18 protein-coding genes are annotated in these 20,516 nt (G+C 43.3%); 10 read left to right on the plus strand and 8 right to left on the minus strand.

The window, feature by feature from the left end:
* Positions 1-44 precede the first annotated feature (44 nt).
* The 3 genes from ACFQZI_RS05645 to ACFQZI_RS05655 are packed head-to-tail and all read left to right on the plus strand — an operon-like array spanning position 45 to position 3,015.
* A complete protein-coding gene (locus ACFQZI_RS05645) occupies positions 45-836 on the plus strand; it encodes an FHA domain-containing protein (RefSeq protein WP_377139554.1) in 792 nt (263 codons plus the stop codon).
* A complete protein-coding gene (locus ACFQZI_RS05650) occupies positions 829-2,244 on the plus strand; it encodes a serine/threonine protein kinase (protein ID WP_377139556.1) in 1,416 nt (471 codons plus the stop codon). The genes ACFQZI_RS05645 and ACFQZI_RS05650 overlap by 8 nt, the downstream gene beginning before the upstream one ends.
* Before the next feature lie 9 nt (positions 2,245-2,253).
* Positions 2,254-3,015, plus strand: a complete 762-nt coding sequence (locus ACFQZI_RS05655) for a ThuA domain-containing protein (protein ID WP_377139559.1) — start codon at positions 2,254-2,256, stop codon at positions 3,013-3,015.
* On the opposite strand, the gene ACFQZI_RS05660 is transcribed toward ACFQZI_RS05655, so the two are convergent.
* The gene (locus tag ACFQZI_RS05660; protein ID WP_377139562.1) at positions 3,016-4,167 is read right to left on the minus strand and encodes a hypothetical protein; all 1,152 of its coding nucleotides are present in this window, start codon (positions 4,165-4,167) and stop codon (positions 3,016-3,018) included.
* A 441-nt stretch (positions 4,168-4,608) separates the two neighbouring features.
* On the opposite strand from ACFQZI_RS05660, the gene ACFQZI_RS05665 reads away from it, so the two are divergent.
* From ACFQZI_RS05665 to ACFQZI_RS05690, 6 genes are all read left to right on the plus strand, one after another.
* Positions 4,609-4,944, plus strand: a complete 336-nt coding sequence (locus ACFQZI_RS05665) for a hypothetical protein (RefSeq protein ID WP_377139565.1) — start codon at positions 4,609-4,611, stop codon at positions 4,942-4,944.
* A 117-nt stretch (positions 4,945-5,061) separates the two neighbouring features.
* Positions 5,062-5,664 (plus strand): cupin domain-containing protein, encoded by a 603-nt coding sequence (locus ACFQZI_RS05670; protein ID WP_377139568.1) that lies wholly within the window; start codon positions 5,062-5,064, stop codon positions 5,662-5,664.
* 70 nt (positions 5,665-5,734) lie between these two features.
* Entirely contained in the window at positions 5,735-6,079 is a 345-nt protein-coding gene (locus ACFQZI_RS05675) for a cupin domain-containing protein (RefSeq protein WP_377139571.1), read from the plus strand.
* 113 nt (positions 6,080-6,192) lie between these two features.
* Positions 6,193-7,623 (plus strand): hypothetical protein, encoded by a 1,431-nt coding sequence (locus ACFQZI_RS05680; RefSeq protein ID WP_377139573.1) that lies wholly within the window; start codon positions 6,193-6,195, stop codon positions 7,621-7,623.
* Between the two features lie 95 nt (positions 7,624-7,718).
* Complete coding sequence (locus ACFQZI_RS05685) at positions 7,719-9,245, plus strand: flavin monoamine oxidase family protein (RefSeq protein WP_377139576.1); 1,527 nt, start codon at positions 7,719-7,721, stop codon at positions 9,243-9,245.
* Between the two features lie 14 nt (positions 9,246-9,259).
* The gene (locus ACFQZI_RS05690; RefSeq protein ID WP_377139579.1) at positions 9,260-10,915 is read left to right on the plus strand and encodes a thiamine pyrophosphate-binding protein; all 1,656 of its coding nucleotides are present in this window, start codon (positions 9,260-9,262) and stop codon (positions 10,913-10,915) included.
* Between the two features lie 58 nt (positions 10,916-10,973).
* Here the strand turns inward: ACFQZI_RS05690 and ACFQZI_RS05695 are convergent, their stop codons facing one another.
* A complete protein-coding gene (locus ACFQZI_RS05695; RefSeq protein WP_377139582.1) occupies positions 10,974-11,192 on the minus strand; it encodes a DUF6965 family protein in 219 nt (72 codons plus the stop codon).
* Between the two features lie 59 nt (positions 11,193-11,251).
* Positions 11,252-12,919: a hypothetical protein gene (locus ACFQZI_RS05700; protein WP_377139584.1), complete on the minus strand. Its 1,668-nt coding sequence runs from the start codon at positions 12,917-12,919 to the stop codon at positions 11,252-11,254.
* 152 nt (positions 12,920-13,071) lie between these two features.
* Between ACFQZI_RS05700 and msrA the strand changes: the two genes are divergently transcribed.
* Positions 13,072-13,560, plus strand: a complete 489-nt coding sequence (gene msrA / locus ACFQZI_RS05705) for a peptide-methionine (S)-S-oxide reductase MsrA (RefSeq protein ID WP_377139587.1) — start codon at positions 13,072-13,074, stop codon at positions 13,558-13,560.
* A gap of 49 nt (positions 13,561-13,609) precedes the next feature.
* Here msrA and ACFQZI_RS05710 read toward each other — a convergent pair whose 3' ends face one another.
* The 5 genes from ACFQZI_RS05710 to ACFQZI_RS05730 all read right to left on the minus strand — a co-directional run bounded on the left by ACFQZI_RS05710 (position 13,610) and on the right by ACFQZI_RS05730 (position 20,411).
* A complete protein-coding gene (locus tag ACFQZI_RS05710; RefSeq protein ID WP_377139589.1) occupies positions 13,610-16,033 on the minus strand; it encodes a TonB-dependent receptor domain-containing protein in 2,424 nt (807 codons plus the stop codon).
* A complete protein-coding gene (locus tag ACFQZI_RS05715) occupies positions 16,023-17,381 on the minus strand; it encodes an HTTM domain-containing protein (protein ID WP_377139592.1) in 1,359 nt (452 codons plus the stop codon). Before ACFQZI_RS05715 ends, ACFQZI_RS05710 begins: the two co-directional genes overlap by 11 nt.
* A 9-nt stretch (positions 17,382-17,390) precedes the next feature.
* A complete protein-coding gene (locus tag ACFQZI_RS05720; RefSeq protein ID WP_377139595.1) occupies positions 17,391-18,479 on the minus strand; it encodes an imelysin family protein in 1,089 nt (362 codons plus the stop codon).
* A 97-nt stretch (positions 18,480-18,576) separates the two neighbouring features.
* Entirely contained in the window at positions 18,577-19,686 is a 1,110-nt protein-coding gene (locus tag ACFQZI_RS05725; RefSeq protein ID WP_377139598.1) for a DUF4856 domain-containing protein, read from the minus strand.
* A 98-nt stretch (positions 19,687-19,784) separates the two neighbouring features.
* Positions 19,785-20,411 (minus strand): response regulator transcription factor, encoded by a 627-nt coding sequence (locus tag ACFQZI_RS05730; protein ID WP_377139600.1) that lies wholly within the window; start codon positions 20,409-20,411, stop codon positions 19,785-19,787.
* Positions 20,412-20,516 lie beyond the last annotated feature (105 nt).

Raw genomic sequence — 20,516 nt, forward strand, 5'->3', positions numbered from 1 at the left:
AAAAAGAGTTTTAAGGTTCAATAATAGGAGCACAGCGCAGCATTATGTTTAATTTGTTTAAAAGTGATAAACCGGAAAGGCCGGCGGATGTAAAAAGCATCCGTTACGAGTTGCTGCAATTTATTAAGCAGGAACTGCAAAAAGCCGAAGGTGGTGAAGGGGGCAATATAAGGGGATTGATACTTTATGTAAATGCCCCGGCAGCCGATATTCCGATGTACGAAGCTGCGGTTTATACCGAAGAGCCCGAAGTTTTTAAGGATGAAGTGCAGCGCATTGCCGATGATTATGCCGTTAACCTGCCGCAAAGCTGGTTGATGGAAGTGTTGTTTACCGAAGAGTTTCCGCCGGAGGCGATAAGGGCCGCTAAACTGGATGCCGCTTTTTTCATTAAAACAAGTAAAAACTTTATTAAGCAAAGCGCTGTAGCATATATACGCCCTTTAAGTGGCGAAACAGAGCAACAAGAATACAAACTAACATCCGATGCCGAGAAGCTGCACATAGGCAGAGATAAAAAGGCGCAGGGCGACGATGGATTTTTTCGCACCAATCATATCGCGTTCCCAAGCGAAAGCCAAAGCGATGCCAATAAATATGTTAGCCGCCAGCATGCGCGTATTGAATGGAATAATGACGCAGGCCGGTTTATGCTTTTTGCCGATGATGGCGGCATACCACCCCGTAATAAGATCAAGATCCGTTCGGAAAAGAGTGAAGATATTATTAAGCTAACATCCACCCATATCGGCCACCAGTTACAGGAGGGCGATCAGATCATACTGGGCGAATCGGCAGTGTTAGAATTTAGTTACCAACCGGCAGTAAATGAGTAAAGTTTTTACCATAACAGATGGCTTAGAGAACCTTGGCGCCCTGCGTACCGGCGGGCAGGGGTCTGTGTATAAGGGACGCAGAATGGGGCCTGTGCTAACTGCTGTAAAGCTGTTGCCAACGCCTATCCATTCAGAAAGCGAGGACGATAAGAACTTTCGCAATTTTAGTAATGAGGTTGCCAAGCTGCAAAAGGTAAACGAAGAGCCCAACCCTAATGTGGTGAAGATATTAAGCTCGGGCATTACCGAAAGCGGCTCCCTTCCGTTTATTGAAATGGAATATATTGAGGGGCCGGATCTTTGCGAACTGCTGCAACCGCCGCACGAAAAGATCTTTATGCTAAAGGAGGCTATCCGCGTGGCCGACCAGCTTGCTAATGCTTTGGCCCATTGCCATAAGGTTGGTGTTAAACACGGAGATGTTAAAAGCAATAACGTAAAATATAATATCCACACAGGTAATTATGTGCTGCTGGATTTTGGCCTGGCTATTATGAGCGAGGAAGAACGCCGCAGCAGCATCCGCCACGCCGGTGCTATAGAGTTTATGGCACCCGAGCAGCACGATGGCGCCATGCTTTTGCAAACCGATGTTTATAGTTATGGCATTATCCTGTACGAATTGCTTACCGGCCAAGTGCCTTTCCCGCTTAAAGGCAATGGCGAAACAGGCCGCAATGCCATTATGCTTGCACATATGGAAGCCCCGGTGCCCGACTTGCGTGAGGCGCGTAAAAAAAACATGCCCGATGCCTGGAGCACTTTAAAACAAACACAGGAATTGCAGATACCGCAGTGGCTTGTAGATGTAATTGATAAATGCCTGCAGAAATCGCCCGATGCACGTTTTAAAAACGGCGTGGAATTGCATGATGCTATTATTAACGGCAGCCTTTCGGCAGATGGTAAACTAAGCACCGCGGCCATACAGGCCGAGAACGAGCGACTGGAAGCCATGGTAGCCCAGTACCAGCAGGATGTGGTTAAAAAAGAGGAACAACTGCTGTCGTTAAAACATTACGCCAACGAAACCGGCGCCAGGTTTAACGAGGTAAAGGGGCTATACGAGCGTAATAAAAATCTGGTGTTTTTACCCAAAAAGCTGCTCGCCGCTGTTGTAACCGTAGCTTTGGTACTTTTCGCATTATTTGTGTATTCGTTCTTTAGCAAGCCATCGGCTGGTGAAGTGCGGACTGTATATTATACCTCGAATGATTATTTAAAACCTCCTTTCGTACTGAGGCCTTATGCGCACGATAGTGTTATGAGGGCTTACAACCGTAAAATAATGGCGGCAAAAAGGGCCGCAGCAACCAGGGCCATTATTGCCGCCTCAACAGATTCTGTAAAAGTAAAACCAGCCCCTGTTAAAAAGAAAAAGCGCAAAAAGTTCCTCGGAATATTTTAAATTTCGGGAATGAAGAAGAAGATTTTGCTGCTATTGTGTGCTGCTTGTATAAGCCTCGCAGCCCGCGCGCAAAAAGGTAAAGCATTTAAAGTACTTGCCTTGTATGAGAATGGCGGCCATCATGTAGCATATTCTAAGCGTGCCAAAGTGTGGTTAAACCAACTGGCAGCCCATAAAGGTTTTTCTATCGACTATATTCAAAATACGGATAAGATAGACGATGCTTTTCTAAAACAATATCAATTATTTATTCAGCTCGATTACGCCCCTTACGGATGGAAACCAAAGGCTGCTGCCGCTTTTGAAAAATATATCAATGAGGGCAGGGGAGGCTGGATAGGTTTCCACCATGCAACCTTACTGGGCAAATTTGATGGTTACCCTATGTGGGATTGGTTCTGGCGGTTTATGGGCGGCATACGGTGGAAGGATTACATTGCTACTTTTGCTAAAGGAAAGGTAAATGTGGAGGATAGGCAGCACCCGGTAATGAAAGGCATACCCGCATCATTTATCATCAGGCAGGAGGAATGGTATACTTACGATAAAAGCCCAAGGGCTAATGTACATGTGCTGGCCAGTGCAGATGAATCAAGCTATGATCCTAAACAAACCAAAGTTACCATGGGCGATCACCCGGTAGTATGGACCAACGATCATTACAAAGCACGGAATGTATATATATTTATGGGGCACTCGCCAAACCTTTTCAATAATGCTGCCTATACAAGATTGTTTACAAACGCTATTTTTTGGGCCGCACACAGGTAGTTATTTTACAGCAGCGTCAATATTAAGGCTTTTAAAAATATTGGTATTAGGCTGCTTGTCGGTATTATTATAGCCGCCGTTTAAAATGCTCTGGCCTGTGGTTGCAGGGTTTGAACCATAGCCCAATGGCCACTTATCTTTAGTGTTGGTAATATTTAAACCGGCCATTGAAGCAGCCTGCAGGCAAAAATCGGTACAATTGTTATTGCTAAGGTGGTAATCCAGATCGCCATATTTTTTGGTGAGGTTCAGGATTCTTTCAAAACTCTTTTTAGATATAAATTTGCCTACAACCTCGTCCCATTGGTGGCTTGCATCGTCCTTCAACTGCCCTTCGGCCGATGGATCCCAGGGCGTGGCAAACAAAATTTTTTCTTTTTTGGGGTAAAAACCAAAAGAACAAGATACGTAGGTAGAATCGGCATTGTACTTTATAAGTGTAATAAAGGTATGGCCGGTGTTGCTAAATTTAAACACCTGCGGTTTACCCGATACCGGCTGCTTCACATGAAAAAGCAGGGCATAGGCTTCGGTTGCCTTACCATCATTAAATGTACTTGCTATACGTTTGTAGTTGGTGTATTTGCTTTTAGATCTTTTTAAAACCTCGGCCTGTATGTTAAGCAACGAGTCGTCCTTTGCATTAATGGGTAGGTCGGCAATGGTAAAGTCATCGTCATCGTCATCATTGTCATTATGTTTCGCTTCGCTTTTTCTTGCTTTTTTATTTGCCTTATCTATGGTTTTAAAAAAGCATTTCATGGCCAGGGGGTACATTTTTAACCTTGCAAAAAGGTTGGCGAAACGGTATAGGGCCTTGTTATTTTTTTCGTTTTCGGCAACGGTGTTGCCTAATTCAAGCTGTTTAAGGTAACCCATCAATTGTTTGCGTTCCTGGGTCTTATTCAGGTTTAGCGAGATGGTTTTCTGTAACTTATTATCATCATCATCTTCAAAAATATTCGTAACAACGGTATTGGCAACTGTTTCTTTAGGTTCGATAAATGGCAAGGGTTGGTTGGTAGTATCGGGCCTGGGGGCACGGTATGGCATAGAAGCCGATAATTGGGCACGTGCTGTTGTAAAGCTGCTAATTATAAGCAATGCCAAAACTATTGGTTTAAATAAAATAGATAGTGCAGGGCTTTTCATTTTAATATTGTGAATTGATAAGGTAACGCGTTTAGGCGGGGGATTCCTATCAGCAACAACAAAATGGTTTATAAACGCTTTGCCAACCACTGCGAAGCATTATTTGATAAATATACTAACTAATAAACGCGTGGCAAAAACAGCGCGTTTAATTTGCAATATTTAACATTACAACTACATATCTTTATTTTACGCTAAGTTTTGTAGCTATTAATTAACCAGAATTAGTAATCTGTAGTGCAGGTATGCTGCCAAAATAGTTTATCCCTAAATTCTCACACCCAACCGGAAATATAACTGATGCCAGAACAAACAAAAGGTTTTAAAATGAATAAAATGAACAGCAATAACGTAACTGAACAAACTGCTTTCAATCAAACTTAAAAAATTGTACGTAATTAAGGTTAACCGGATAATTATAACATAAGGAGAACCATAATTATGAAAAACGCGATTGCCATAACAAGGCCAACCTTAAAAACGAAGGGTTTTTCTACCCATCACATTGATATTTTTAATTTGATACTCCTGGGTCGCACCAACCGCGAAATTAATGCACTATTAGGTTATAGTAAGCGTTCGCATTCTGTTGTAGACCACTCGCGCAAGGTAATGTACAAATTACTGGCATTAGAAGAGCTTTGCCGTAGAGATCATGAAGACCGTGTGGTTTACCCGCGCAACTATCAATTTTGGTGGAAAAAATTATTAGATAAACATATAGAAGCACTCTTGTCTGTAGCTATAGAACCTGAGTTTTATAAAGACGAGGATTGAATACAACTAATTTGAATAATTTACTCTTAAAACTTCTAAAATGCAAAAGTATGCTAATTACCAAATACTTATCTTTGCAGGGCATCAATAATAATACTGTTGCGCCCCCAATAATTAATGGATATTAAACAATTAGTGGAAAGTGGCATTCTTGAGGTGTATACCCTTGGTATGTTAAATGACGCAGAGCAGCAGTATGTTATTCGTTTGTGTTTGCAATACCCTGAGATTAAGGCCGAATTGACCGCTATTGAGATAGCTTATGAACAATTAGCCGATTTAACAGCCCTTAATCCATCAGCTAATATCAAAAGCAGGTTACTTGCCACGCTTGGGTTCGCCGAAGATCTCCCTGCTCTGGATCTGGAACACCTGCCTCTTACAAATGCCGAAGCTAACCACCTGCAATGGATAGATGCACTTAAACACCTGATCCCCGAAAATCTCGAACAGGACTTTTTTGCAGAACCATTAACCAGTACACCCCATTTGTCGCAGGTATTGGTTATAACCAAATTTGATGTGCCCGAAGAAACACACGGCGATTTCATTGAGAGCTTTTTTATTTTAAAAGGCGAATGTATTTGTACCGTTGGTAAGGATACTTATCATCTCCATGGCGGTAGTTTCCTCGAGATTCCGCTTAACGTGGAGCATACCATTAAAATTGTATCGCCTTACGTAGTTGGTATTTTACAACACCGTATGTTAGGAGTTTGATCTTTTTAAATTATTCATTTTGGGGTAATCGTATTGAGTTTTAACGACCTTTACTAAAAAACTCAACAATATGGATACCCAAAACCTCACTGTAATTGATATAGCGCAAAATGCCGCTACAGACGTTTATAAGAATATTCCGGTTGCACAGGTTAACAACCATGTAGTGCGTATGAGCGTGATGACCGAAGCTTATTTCTGGCATCTCCACCCAAATTCCGATGAAACCTTTATGGTGATAGAGGGTTCGATCTTCATCGACCTTGAAGACAGAACCATTGAACTGTTTCCCAATCAGCTATTCACCATCCCCAAAAACGTTATTCACCGTACCCGCCCAAACGGTAGCAGATCAGTTAACCTCACTTTTGAAAGTGCTGACCTAACAACCGAACCGTTAGATGGGCCTTATTAAACTTATCTAAAATAAGCTGATATAACCCTTTGTGTTAAGCCCTAAATGGCCTTGATGGGCTACATGTATTGCTGTACATTAGCATCTTATTATTAACCCTAAACCTAATTAACATGAGCATTTTTGACGACATTGGTAAAGCATTTGAAGACCTTTTTGATTATATTACAGAGGGGGCCCGTACCGTAGTAAACACCATTAAAGATGGTATAATAACTATTGAAATGGGTGTCTATAAAGCGTTTATAGCGATTAGCGATTTAGCACAAGATGTTGCCCATGCTATAGAAGATGTAGGAATAACCATATCTCAGGGTGTTATAGATGGTGCCACTACTGCTATAAACTTCCTGGAAAAGAATGCTAAGGAAGTTATTGATACTATTGTTATCGCTTTTGATGGCGATAAGGGCAGCCAACCTACACCCGAATATAAATTGGCTATAAGTAAGGCGGTTGCATCGGTATTTTTAAAAATTGCCGTTGAAGGGCAGGAGTATGATGTGTTTGGTATATTAGCTACCGGGTGTAACGAAAAGAAGCGTGATCTGATAAAACTTGGTGCCAACATAACTGCCGAACGTGTAGGGAACGATATTTATAACATTCCGCGTGTTGCCCCCGCCGTAGTTAGAAAAGAAGCGCTGAAAGAATATATAGCCTGGTTAATTTTAAAAGCAGCTACCGATAAACCGCAGATGATGGAAAACGGTAAAGCCGGGCAAGTTGCTACGGGTATTATTATAACAGCTATTACAACCTTGCTTACCGAAGGTAAAATTGCCAATGGCGCCCCGGCATGGCCGGATATCAAAGGCGTAACGCCTGATGCTATTGACCCTGAAGCAACTACAGTATGGACAGAAGGCTCAAGGATCTCTGTAGGAGATGCGATTTACCTGATATTGGATGGGCAGGTACGCCACATTCCCGATCCGGAAACTTATAAGAACCTGTTTGACACCTGGGATGGTGTAATTAAATCTGAAGAGGGTTTGCAGAAAATAGGCAGGCCACTTACAGCAGGTGCCTACCTCTCTAAAGCCGACGGCGATAGGGTTTACCTGGTGGTAGACGGTGTTAAGCGTTGGATAGCCTCGCCACAGGTATTTAAAAAATACCATTTTAACGATAAAGCCATAAAGCATATCAGCCCGGCTCAACAAAACGCCATACCAACAGGTGACGGTATTTATCAGTTTTTGAAAAAAGAAGGCTCTACGCTGAATATAAAAGGCGGGGTGTATATCATTATAGATAAAAAGGCGCATCTGATTCCCAATCCCGAAACCTATAATCAGCTCTTCAAAAATTGGAACGGTATACAGGAAGTTAACAGTAATTCGGTTCTTATTGGCGAGCCAATTACCGATAGGGCCTATCTGGCATCCGCTACCGAAAGAGTTTACTTTGTTAGTAACGGAGTTAAACGCTGGATCATGTCGCCCATTGCCTTTAACAATTTCAACTTTAGCTGGGACAAGATCCGGAAAGTATCGGCTGCGGAACTTGACAGGATTCCGGAAGGAAACCAGATCTTTTAATATCACTTATTAAAACACAGGAAAGTTTAAATCATTTTCCTGTTTTTTGTGATAAATTGCTATGCGTTAGTTATTAACAACCTAAACCCACATTTATGAGATTTTACCGCTTTAAGCCGGCCCCGCTGCTTTTTAAGTCTTCTGTTGAAGACCCCGCCAAATTCAGGGGAGATGAGTATATAGAAAAATTAAAGGAACTGCGCGAAATAAAAGTTAGCGCGGGCAAAAAAGTAATAATTATTGGCGCCGGTATTGCGGGCCTTAGCGCAGGCCACGAGCTTAAGATGTTAGGCTTTGATGTTATCCTGCTTGAAGCACAGGACGACCACATTGGAGGCCGCCTACGCACCTGGCGGGATGGCGACCTGCACGCCGAACTTGGCGCCATGCGCATTCCTAAAAGCCATACGCTTACCCGCCTTTACATTAGCGAGCAGGGTTTAATATTACGCCCTTTTGTGCAGGATAGTAAAAAAACGTTCTCCTATATCCGTGGGCAGCGTTTTCAGCGTACCGATGAAGGTATAGATGCTTCGAAGTTGTTATTCAACCTGTCGGATGTAGAGAAAGATAAAAATTTATCTGATTTGTGGACCGAGGCTGTGCTTGATATTATAAACAACTTTACATTAGAGGAACGCGAGGATATTTTTAGTATTACGCCTACTACAGATAAAGTTAAGCAACTCGATCGCAGTAGCTTGTACGAGGCTTTTAAAAAAGCCGGCCTCAGCGAAGAAGCTACCGAATATGTACTAACACATTTTGGTTTAGAAACCTATTTACAAACCTCGCTTGCCGAGCATATCCGCGAGGAGATGGACGCGACCTGGGACCCTAAGGATTTTGCCGAACTGGAGAACGGTACCGACAGCCTTGCCACAGCCGTTTATGGGCACCTGAAAAAGGAAACCATTATATCTGCCAAAGTATTTAAGATACATCAGGATGGTAATACTGCTGATGCTTACTACAGGGATGCAGCAAATAAAGAAGTAAAAGTTACCGGCGATTGGGTGATTTGTACCGCGCCGCTTGGTTTGGTATCAAAAATGGATGTAGGCGGTGCATTATCGCCACAAAAAATACGGGCTATCCGCAGGGTGAACTATGATTCATCAACCAAAATTGTGGTAAAAACCCGTAACCGTTTTTGGGAATTAAAAGATGATATTTTTGGCGGCGGCAGCATTTATGACGGCCCTGCCGGGCATACCTGGTACCCATCAGATAACTGCGTAAACCGCGACCCAAAGGTTTCCAATTCGCCATCGTTTCTTCTGGCTTCGTATACCTGGGGGCAACAGGCAAGGCGCGTGGATGCACTGCCCGAAGAGGCCCTGAAAACTTTTGTGCTTAAAGAACTTAGAAAAATACACCCATACATATTGGACGAGGATATTACCGAGGTTAAACGCTGGAGCTGGACCACGCATCCGTGGAGTTCGGGCGCCTTCGCGTTCTTTAACCCCGGCGAGCACCAGTTTTTATACCAGGAATTAAAAACACCGGACGGCAAGGTGTTGCTGGCGGGAGAACATTGTTCGCTCACCCACTCCTGGATCCAGGGTTCGCTGGAATCTTCCATTGATGCCTGTACCTATATCGTTAACAACTCTTAAGCCCCTAAAAGATCATGACTGTAGCACAATACATTTTGCATTGCTTAAAAAAGCATGGCTGCCACCACATATTTGGTGTGCCCGGCACATCATGCGCGGGTATTTATTTCGCGGTAGATAACGACCCCGATATGAAATACCTAGTAACCGTAAACGAGCTGGAAGCGGGTTATATAGCTGATGGTTACGGTAGGTTCGCGCCCATGTCGGCAGTGGCGGTGTCTTATGGTGTGGGTAACCTGAGTATGATAAACGCCATAGCCAGCGCTTACACGGAAAAGGTACCCATGATCGTGTTAAATGGTGGCCCAACCGAAAACGAACAGGCCGATCAGTATAATTATGGTATCTTGTTCTCGCACTCTACCGGTAAACGCAATGCCGACCTGGAGATCTATAAAAACGTAACCGTTGCTGCTGAATTACTTACCGATCTTTCAACCGCGCAGGAATTGATCTCAGGCCTGTTCAAAAATGCCGCAGAAACGCCCGGCCCGGTTTACCTGGAGGTTGCCAATAACTTTTGGGATAAGGAAATTGCCATTACAGAAGAGGAACCCGCTAAAGAGGAAGCCAAAACTAACGAGGATGTTTTAAAAGCGTTTTTTGAGCGCGTCTCGGATGCTAAAGAGCCGGTGATCTTATTGGGTTCGGAAATATGCAGGAGAGGACTTGAGAAGCATGCACTGGCGGTTATTGAAAAGCTAAGGATACCCTTTTGTACCACACTGTTGTCTAAATCGGTTATTGACGAGGGTCACGAATTGTTTATTGGCACTTACGACAGCGACCTGGTGAATAAACCCCCACGCCGTTATGTCGAGGCTTCGGACTGCTTTATTGCCCTGGGTTGTATCTTTGGAATAGACCACGGTTCGCTGGTAAAAACGCAGTATAAAACTATGGTTGATGTATCTTACGGTAAGGCACGCATAGCATCGGGAGAATTTGAAGGTGTGGCTTTGAAAGGCTTTTTAGAAGGCATAATATCACACCAACAAGCCCAACTTTTAAGCGCCGGCAGGAACGAGGCGCTTGAAACACAAAAGTTACTGCGGAAACCGGCTGATAAGCCTACACATGATGGTGTTTTTGAATCCATCAATAAATTCCTGAGTGATAAAGGCGACCAGATGATGATGGTGGCCGATACATGCTTAAGCAGCTATCCGGCATCAGACCTGCACATGCCGTCCACTAAAATGTTTTTGGCAAACCCTGTTTGGCTTTCTATCGGGCAGGGCACACCGGCCAGTATAGGCGCGCACTTGGCAACAGGCAAAAGGCCAATAATTGTAAGTGGCGATGGCGGTTTCCAAATGATAGCGCAAACGTTCTCTACCATGGTGAAATATAAAATACCATCCATTATAGCGGTAATAGATAACGGGCTTTATGGTATAGAACAGTTTTTGTTGGACAAAAAATTTTACACCGACCCATCTACGCCATCAATCGGTTTTAATACCCTTAACCGCTGGAAGTATGAAAATTTCCCCGAAGTTTTTGGTGGCGGAAAGGGTTTCCGTGTAAATGATACCGATAAGTTCTACGAAACACTTGAGCTGGCATTCGCTTACAAAGATGGCCCTGTGATCATAGCCATTGAAATAAACCCTAAAGATATCCCAACCGAGTATGTGAAAAAGATTGAAAGCTTAGCTATTTAAGCAAGGGGGCAGTTCTGTTGCAAAAGCCTTTAGAATAAATGCTAAATGCTTTTGTGTTTTAAAATCGTGGTATTTCGGGGCCGTCGTATGGTTTTTCAAATGCGGCGGCTATCCTGCGTAAACGGTGCCTGCAACGGTGATTAGTTGGATCGGCCATGAGCTCGATATTGTTTTTTACCGCCTGTGTAACATTGTATTGTGTGGTTGCCCTGTCTAAACGTAAAGTTTCGGGTAATTTGGCGTGTTCAAAATAGGCTATCAGCTCCTCATCAGTCATGCTGCAAAAGTAAAATAATTGGCGTCAAGCCAACCATAAAACTATTAACATAAACAGCATTATCTGCCCGCGGCAAAATTAAGTGTTAAGGTGTTTTTAATAGGTTTTACACGAAATACTTTGCCATCACCGGGTTTGGAGAACTCTCCGTCGGGGGTAGTCACCGAATAGTTCAGATCATGAAATCTGCTGCTTATGTTACTTTTGTCGACGGATATAAAAGGCAGTTCTGCTTTTGGCGCGGTATTAAGGTCTAAGAACCAATTGGCGGCGTATTTACCGGTAACTGATATAACCGATTTACGCTCGTCCAGATCCATTACAAGCGTACCTTTGTCTGTTAGCGGCCAAACAATATGCAGTTTACCCTGTACGGGGTTGGTCACTTTTGGGTTACCGCCGGTTAGCATAACCTCTTTGCCATTTTCTATCGCTTTAAACCTTAAACCGGCAATATCATTGGGCGTGCTCCATAGGTAGCCATCAACAAAAGGGAGGGTATAAAAAGCGCACACATTTGTTTCTACTTTTTTGGTAAGGTAATCTGAAGGTAGCTTTTCATCAAACAAGTGAATATCCCTAAAGCGTAGTGTGCCTTCTTCCCAAAGCAGGTTGGCGCGGTAATATTTGCTGTTGAACCAAACGGTTTTGCGGTCGCTGTTGCCAAGGTCATTATTCACGGTCATTGAAGTGGCAGGAGTGGTTCTATATCGTTTCCGAAACCACGTGCCCGATTCTAAAAGCGTTTCAACCTTTATTTTTTTCTCATCCCTCAGTTTGGCTATAAGCGGCATCTGAATTTCAAAACCTTTGGCCATAGCATCCCACATAAAGGAATTTTCCTGCCCGGCCTGGGTATATGCAAACTCCATCGGTTCGCCTTCCACCAGCTCTTTAAAAAACCAATCTACCCATTGTTTGCTGCCGCCTGCTTTTGGGTAAACAGGCTCCAGGGTAATCACACCTTGCCAAGTGGTGCCAAAGCCGGTATCGTATTGCCTTACCGGGTCGCTGCCCAGCATCCGGAAGATAGGAACAGGGATCTGGTTACGCTGATTTTGCGCCGGCATATAAGAGTTTACTTTACTTGGATAGTAGGCCTGGTTCCAGTAGCCTCCCCAGAGTGTGTAGCCATCTGTACCATATTGGTCTTTACAATTGCTTGATGCTACGATATTGTATTTTTCATACATGTAATTCAAGGTATGCTCATCAATAAACCATGAGCCAACCGATTTTGGGTAATAGCCGAAGATCTTTTTAAAATCTTCCATATACACATCTGTAAGTTTTTCGCGTTCCAGGGGCGTGTAACCGGTAGAGAAACCTATATTGGCATGCCAGTCCCAAGGGTAGCGGCCGCGCCATTTAAGCCCGGCCTTTTCCACCATTGGCTGCGGAATTTCCCACCAGGCGCCAATCTCAAACGAACCTGCAGGCAGGCTTTTGAGTAGTTTTTGATAACGGGCATCCATCAGCGCATCGTACTGTAACAGAAAGGTGCCGCGCAGCTTATACTTATTCATGATGTGCACTTGTTTAACCACCGTTTGGTAAAGTACATCTTCTGTAACGGCCGGGTCGCGCGGTTCTAAAAGGCGTATAAAGTTTACGATGTTAACTATTTTGGGTTTTACCCGGGGCGTTGGCTTACCCGTAAACGATGACAAGGCCATGATAGAGCTTAGGCCTATTATTAATAATTTAGCGGGTACATTCAATTTCATAATAGTAGGATTGTGTGGTTGGTTTCGAAGGTAAATATTTTTTAGGGGGCAACTTTTACCCGGTGTTTGCAAACAAACAATTTGCACGATATTACACTTCTATTTAAAATTGATAAATGGACCAAGGTCCATCTAAACATATAAAACAACATATGAATACTGAAAAAGCGATATTGGCCGGGGGATGTTTTTGGGGCGTTGAAGAACTGATAAGGCATCAACCGGGCGTTATAAAAACTGTTGTGGGTTATACCGGTGGTGATGTGCCAAATGCTACTTACCGCAACCATGGTACACATGCCGAAGGGATAGCTATAACCTTTGATCCCGAGAAAATATCTTATCGTAAATTACTGGAATATTTTTTCCAGATACACGACCCCACAACCCGTAACAGGCAGGGGAATGATGTTGGTACATCGTATCGTTCGGCAATTTTTTACCTGAGCGAAGAGCAGCGTGAAACCGCAAATCAACTTATAGCAGAAATGGAAGCATCCGGTAAATGGCCCGGTAAAATTGTTACTGAGGTAGTGCCTGCAACCGATTTTTGGGATGCGGAAGCCGAACATCAGGATTATCTTCAAAAGAATCCCTATGGCTATACCTGCCACTGGGAAAGGCCCGAATGGACTTTATAAAACTTGTCTGTTCAAAAAAGGCGAACCACTTGGTTCGCCTTTTTATGTGTTAGTATTTTACCTGTAGGGTCATATAATACCCCCTCGGGTCCGACGGTAAGATACCAGGACCGGGATAGCCATCGGCGCGGCGTGTATAGTATTTGGCATTAGAAAGGTTATTGATACTGCCCGATAGGGTAAACCATCTCCAATTATAGCTGGCGCTTAGGTCCATTACTTTATAGGATGGCACAACACCGTCTACAGCTCTTGGTGAAAATTCGGTATTGGTAGCATCAGAATATTGTTTGCCAACATACGAGAATTGATAGCTTACATCAAAGCGTTTGTTGCCGAATGATAACCCTGTTCTAAATAGTACCGGCGGTACAAACTCCACTTTATTGCCCTTTAAAACAGATTTATCTAGGCTGTTAACATACTTGGCATCTATTAGCGCGAAGTTGGTATAAACCGATAATTTGTATTTGCTTATACCTTGTGTAAACGCTTTCAGGAGATCGGCTTCCAATAAGCTTTCCAGTCCAATATTACGGCTATCGCCAATGTTTCTACGGAAACGGTAAGCAACTGTATAATCATCGCTGGCCACAAATACCGACCCAATGCGGCGGTTATATTTTAAATAGAACACGCTTACATCATAGCGCATAAAATTGTTAATATTGCCTCGCACACCGCCATCAACGGTGTAACCACGTTCATCGGTAAGGTTCGAGTCTACCCGGGCGTTAGCGTTTAATACCCTGATATCATTAAAGTTTACCGAACGGTAGTTCTGAGAAATATTGGCATAAACCTCAACGCCCTGTACAGGCTTGTAAGAAGTACCCACGCCAAAGAATACAAAGGAGCGGTTGTTGACTTTATTTTCCGGCGTCTGAATTAAGTAATAGTCGGGGTAAGGGCTTGAACGTTTGGTATAATAACCATCGGCCTTTGTTGATATATACTCAAACCTTGCACCCGGTGTTACGCTCCATTTATCGGTTAGCTGAAAAATATTTTCGGTAAATACGGCCACATTAGTACCGGGGAAAGTGTACTGCGAACTGCTTGGGAAAGCGCCGCTATATTCAAACACCGGGCCGCTTCCGGCATCTGCCTCGCCCTGGCTGCGCAGGGTTTTGCCTTTGTAAACACGCACTCCTGTAAGCAAAGAGTTGGTTTGCGTTCCGCCCAGTTTATATTGATGTAAAACGCGTAATTCCGAACCATAGTTACTGTAATTATCTTTCATCATGTCACGCGGCCCGCCATCGTCATCTGTATTTATAAAATCAAGAATACCAAGTGCTGTACGATTTGCGTCTAAATGGTAAGTACGCCAGTTTAGTTTAGTATTATCATTAAATTTATAATCAAGACTGATGCTGGCCAGGTTCCAGTTTACCTTAAACCAGTTACGTGCACGTACGGATTGATGGTCATCCTCGTTGAATTGCTGATCGGTTAGGCCACCGGGTAATTGCGCAAGGTAATCCATATAGGTGTATTCGCCAGTGATCTTCAGCTTGTCAGATATACTGTAATCTAAATGGACGTATGCGCCGTGCTGATCGAAATGGCTATTTGGCCGCCATCCATCACCGCGTTTGTACTGGTAGTAGGCGTAATAATTTAGTTTTTTAGTTGAGCCGCCAATACTATTAAATGTATTGAAGAACCCGAAAGAGCCCGCGGTTTGCCTGCTCGTGATCTCAAACGGTTTATTAGCAGGCCCCTGCTTCATTTTAAAATTAACGAGGCCGCCAAACTGGGTGCCATACTGTAAGCTTGCCGCCCCGCGGATGATCTCGATACGGTCTACAGCCTCTGTAGTGGGGGTGTAGTAACTTTCGGGATACCCCAGTGCATCTGCGCTAATATCATAACCGTTTTGGCGGGTATTAAAGTTGGATACACGGCTTGGGTTTAACCCACGGCCACCAATACCCAATTGCAGCCCGCCGCCATCATATTCAATAATATTTATGCCTGCCGCCCGGCTATAGATCTGCCTGGTGTTATTGGTAGCCAGGTTGGCGTTCAGGCTGGCAATATTAATTACCTCGGTTTTTTTACCGGCATAGATAGCTGTACCCTCAACCTGGCGTAAATTGCCCGATGCCTGTTTAAAAACCGTATCCTGTACGTTAACTTCAGATAACTGGCGGCTGTCCTCGTATTTTAGGCTAACAGCAAGCGAGATACTTTGATCTTTAAGCGTCACTTTTTTACGATAAGTTTCGGCCCCCAGGTAGGTAATCAGCACTTCGTAATTGCCGGGTTTAAGGCCGTTAAATTTAAAGTACCCTCCCGCGTCGCTGGCGGTTTTTAAAGTGTCGGGTAGTAGGGTTATGGTAGCACCTTCAACAATATGGTTGCTGCTTTTTACAACGCCGCTTATTTGCAATTGCTGCGCGGATGCGGCGCTTGTTATTAATGTAATGAGGAGTGCGAATATAAATTGTAATAGTTTATTTTTCATGGTCGGTAAAGGGTAAAACCCAGTTATAATGGCGCCAGCTTAGTGGCTGGGCAGCAAGGTTAACAGCGGTATTTATATAAGGGCGGGAGCGTTCGCCGTTGAGGGTAACAAAGCACTGGGCATAAACCTCGGGGTTCTTTAAGCCTCGTTTAGAGTAAACAGTAGCCAGATAATGTGCGTAGCGCAAAATCATATCGGGCTGGGTACTCATCATTTTGTCTTGCAACGGGGTTAAAAACTCACGGTTTTCTACCTCATAGGTTTTACCCGTGGAGGGTTCTTTTACGGTGAAGAAGGTATTGCCCGATTTTTCCATCAGCATAACCCGCCATGAGAAACGGTACCCTTCTTCGTACCAAAACAAATGCCCGGGGTAGGCCAAAAACCGCAGGGGAACAATAAAGTGTATACAAAAATAGGTGCCGATGCATACTGCCAAAACAGGCTGCAGGGCCGGGGCATAAGTGTAAGTTTTTATGCCATTGCTGAGGTTGCTTTTTTGGAAACGGTTAAGCAGTTTTAAGTGATAGCCCGAGCTGAAGAAAGCAAAGCTGCTTACGATCATCACGTACGGGAACATACCAATGCCGGGGAAAAATATGGCTGTTGCGATATGAAAGCCCAGCACAAATACATAAGCCACAGGCCTTGTTTTGCGGTTAATAAGGAAAAAGGCGATAAGCAGGTCATAAAAAGCGCCAAACCAGCTAAACAGGTAAGCTATCCATTCTTTATACATTAAATTACCAACTATAGGCAGGTGGCTTTTAGCTGGCAGCCAAATTTTCATAGGCTGTGCCTGCAGCATCCAGTCGGGGTTTAGTTTGGCAAGGCCGGCGTAAAAGTAAACCACGCCGATCTGCAGCCTGATGATGCCTATAACCCATAGTGGGATGTGTGTACGTTTAAGGTTTGGCCAGATACGAACATCGAGCGAAAAATACCTGTTGGCAGGCAGCCATATCAGCAAAAAGCTAATGAGGCTTATAAAGTAGTAATGGTTAAGATAATTGGTAACATCTATTAGCTCTACATAAGTAAATGCTGTAAAAAACACTATAACTGCCAGCCTGTAAAACAGGCCGGCAGTTATTAATAAGGTAGATAATGCTATTAATGCGAACACTACATGCATCATCGTGTTGCCAAGCGGTTGCACCCATTCAAACCCCATGTAGGTAAAGTAAAATTTGGGCGCTACATATTGTTGGGTTATCCAGCCGTTTAGCCAAAAGCGGATGGTACCGGCAAGCATCATTAACCCAAACAGCACCCTAAAGGTTGCCAATGGGGCAATGGATACCGGCCTTTGCAGGTTTTTGATCTGAACTTTTAAGAACGTTTTCAAAATATGGTATTAGTCGCCGTCGGTGTCCTGATAAGTAATGCGCACGCCTGTTGCCGATGCTACGTCTGTTTTTATCAGCGTCAGCAAGATCTGAATCTCGCGGTAGGCAGCCTCAATTTGTGTTTTATTTACCGACATAGCCGTAGCATACGGGTCGGGTACAGCTTTTAAAGCATTTATGGCTTTATCAAATTGAGTCATCACATCGCTGCTTAACTTATCTTTTTTAAGGGCTATCAAGTAATCTGACATGCCTTTGCCACTGCCGTTACCATTAAACATCGCTTTAAGGCTAACGAGGTTTTCGGTTGCCAAAGCCACAGAAATACCCGCGTTAAAACCTTCAGAATTGTTAGGGAACATAGTCCCTGCCGATTGCTTGCCAAATGGCCATCCAATACGAGGGCCTTTTAACTGGTCCATTTCGAATGCAAACTGATTGATAAGGAATGCAATAGGGCTGCCAGAGTCTGACCGCGTGTTGCCTATAAAGCTTGCGCGGTAGGTGTTTTGCCAGCCGGTTAGCACATTGCCGGTGAGTGTTTTTAAACGGGCAACCAAATCCTGAACATACTTTTTGCGGTTAGCTGCATTGGGTCCGCTAAAGTCATTTAAATGGAAAGGTGAGAACAAGACGTAATCCAACGCAGGGAAGCCCTGTTGGCCTATGGTACTGTTAGCTGTTAGGTTATAAGTGCCGCGTGTAATGTTACCCTCAATAGCAGCCGAATCGGTAGGGAAGGTATTGGTAAAATTGGTATACAGGGCAGCCTCTGCCGGGCCAAACTGGTTCACAGATACGTGCTCGAACTTTAGGTAGGTATCTTTAAACACCGTCTTTAACGCTTGCTGGTTGGCAAATGTTGGTGTTGCCATGAAGCTGTTTACCGCTGTTTCAAATACCCCCAATTGTGTTTGTAAATTGGTGTAAGCCGGTATGATCAGGTTATCGGCATAGTTGGTAAGCATGGCTGTTTTATCAAAGCCATTCTCGGTAGGGTCGGGTTTATTTGCAGAACTGTCTGATTTTGAACAGGCTGCAAAACCAATTGCAAATGCGGTTATTCCTAAAAAGATCCCTATCCTTAATTTATTCATGATCATCTTTATTAATGGTATTTATTTAAATATCAGAAGCCCTTTGGTGTTTAAACCAAAGAGCTACTGTGTGTTGATTTTATTTTTATGCGGTTAACTACAAGCCATAAGTTGCTTTAAGTATAGTTTGGGCCTGTACAAGTTTGGCAAAACCAGGCTCATTTATTAACGTGTAAAAGTTTGTAGCGAAGATGGCTTTCAAAGTAGCATAATCGGTAGCGCTAAGTTTGCTGTTTGTGCCTCGGTATTGTAAAGAGTATATAAACCCCGATCCCTCGGACAAAGCGTGGAGTTGGGTGGCCAGGTTACCAACGTTAACCGAACGGGTAGGTATGGTTGAGTACTCTAAAGCAGCGGCGGCATTTAACTGCTCCCATTTGTCAAGTATGAGTTTAATTTGAGCGGCAACTACAACTTTGTCATGGCCACCTAAGGCTGCACGACCTTTAAGGAATGCATCAAAAATGGTTTTTCCGGCTAATATGTCTTTACCACGTTCTGCAAGGTAGCCACCCCATAATAGCGGGCGGTTAGGGTCGGTGTTAACGTAGGTTTTGTTTGGGTCGTAGTCAACAGGCACACCTAAGTTACCAAAGGCTTCGTCCCAATGGCGTTGTGCCAATGTTGTACCATTTGTCACGGTTTTATTATCATCATTAGGGATGTTGGTTAATAAGTTAACCGCTTCTTTGTAGAACAGCGCGCCCATCATACCTTTTGCAACCGCCTGGTTAGATTCTAAACCTGTTGGGCCAACTAACCTTTTTGTAGTACCTACAACTATAATCCCGGCTGTACCATCCGCAGCAGGAGTAGTATTGCTTTGACTGTTTGTAGCCTGGGTTGCAAAATGCCCTCTGAAATACGCTGCATCAGCAGTTTTTTCGGCAAGGGTTACTCCGGATGTATTCAAAGATGCATCGGTGGTAAACACGTTGTTTTTATTGTCGAAATAATCGTTTGCCTTAGCAGCGGTTATAACGGTATTATTAGCAGTACCAAGGTAACTGTTCAATTCGGCCCCCATTTTAACACGCTGGCTTGCTTTTAAATAATCGGCGTTAGCAAAGTTATATGTAGCAGGTACGTCGTAGGGGGTAACAACCTCATCGGTGGGTGGGGTAACTACGTCCTTATCTTTTGAACAACTGGTGGTGAACAGTATAGCTGCAGTGAGCGAAGTAAGTAAAATTAAAGGTCTTTTCATTTTGTAGTATTTAGATATTATTCTGTTACAAAAGTATCTTCCAACACAAAATGAGGCAATACCCCCAAGGAGGTAATTTATAATTAGTCTAAATAAGTTTACTTTAAATAATCAGTGAACAAAATCAACTCTGAGGCATTTTTAAAAGTAAAGCCTAATTTTTTAATGATATTCTTACGGTGGGTTTTTACCGTATGCACGCTCAGAAATAAGCGCCCAGCTATATCTTTATTAGCTAAACCTTCGGCTATTAAATTAATAATTTCGGTTTCCCTTATTGATAATATTGGTGTGTCGCTCTTCTTTGTAGGGAGGTTCTTTCCAAAAATTGTGCGCATGGTTATCTCACAATAAAATTGTTCCCCCTTAGCCGCACATACAATACTTTGTATCAGCTCTTCCTGCGTACATTCCTTACTCAAATAATTTTTAAGGCCAAGGTCAGCGAGTTCAACTATTTCGTTACGGTTTTGCTTGTTAGATATAAGTACAATATGGGTGTGATCAAAGGGGATAAAGGTATTCTGTAAATATTTGGCTTCAAAATCGTCGCCCAGGTGATGGTCAACTATTACTACATTGGGTTGATATTGGTTTATCATCAACGATAATTCATTAAAATCTTTAGCCCGGCCGACTATTTTAAAACCTGCAATATCATCCAGTAAAGAGGCGATACCTTTATAGGTTATGATTTGATTATCGGCAATGAGAATTTTTAACATTATATTTATCTGGACTTATTCTAAACAATGCGAAAATACCAATTATCTTGATTTAATAAAATTGGGAAAGAAACAAACTATAATAATGGTTTATAATCTTACTCA

It is taken from the genome of Mucilaginibacter lutimaris, assembly GCF_042676625.1.
Lineage (GTDB): Bacteria > Bacteroidota > Bacteroidia > Sphingobacteriales > Sphingobacteriaceae > Mucilaginibacter > Mucilaginibacter lutimaris.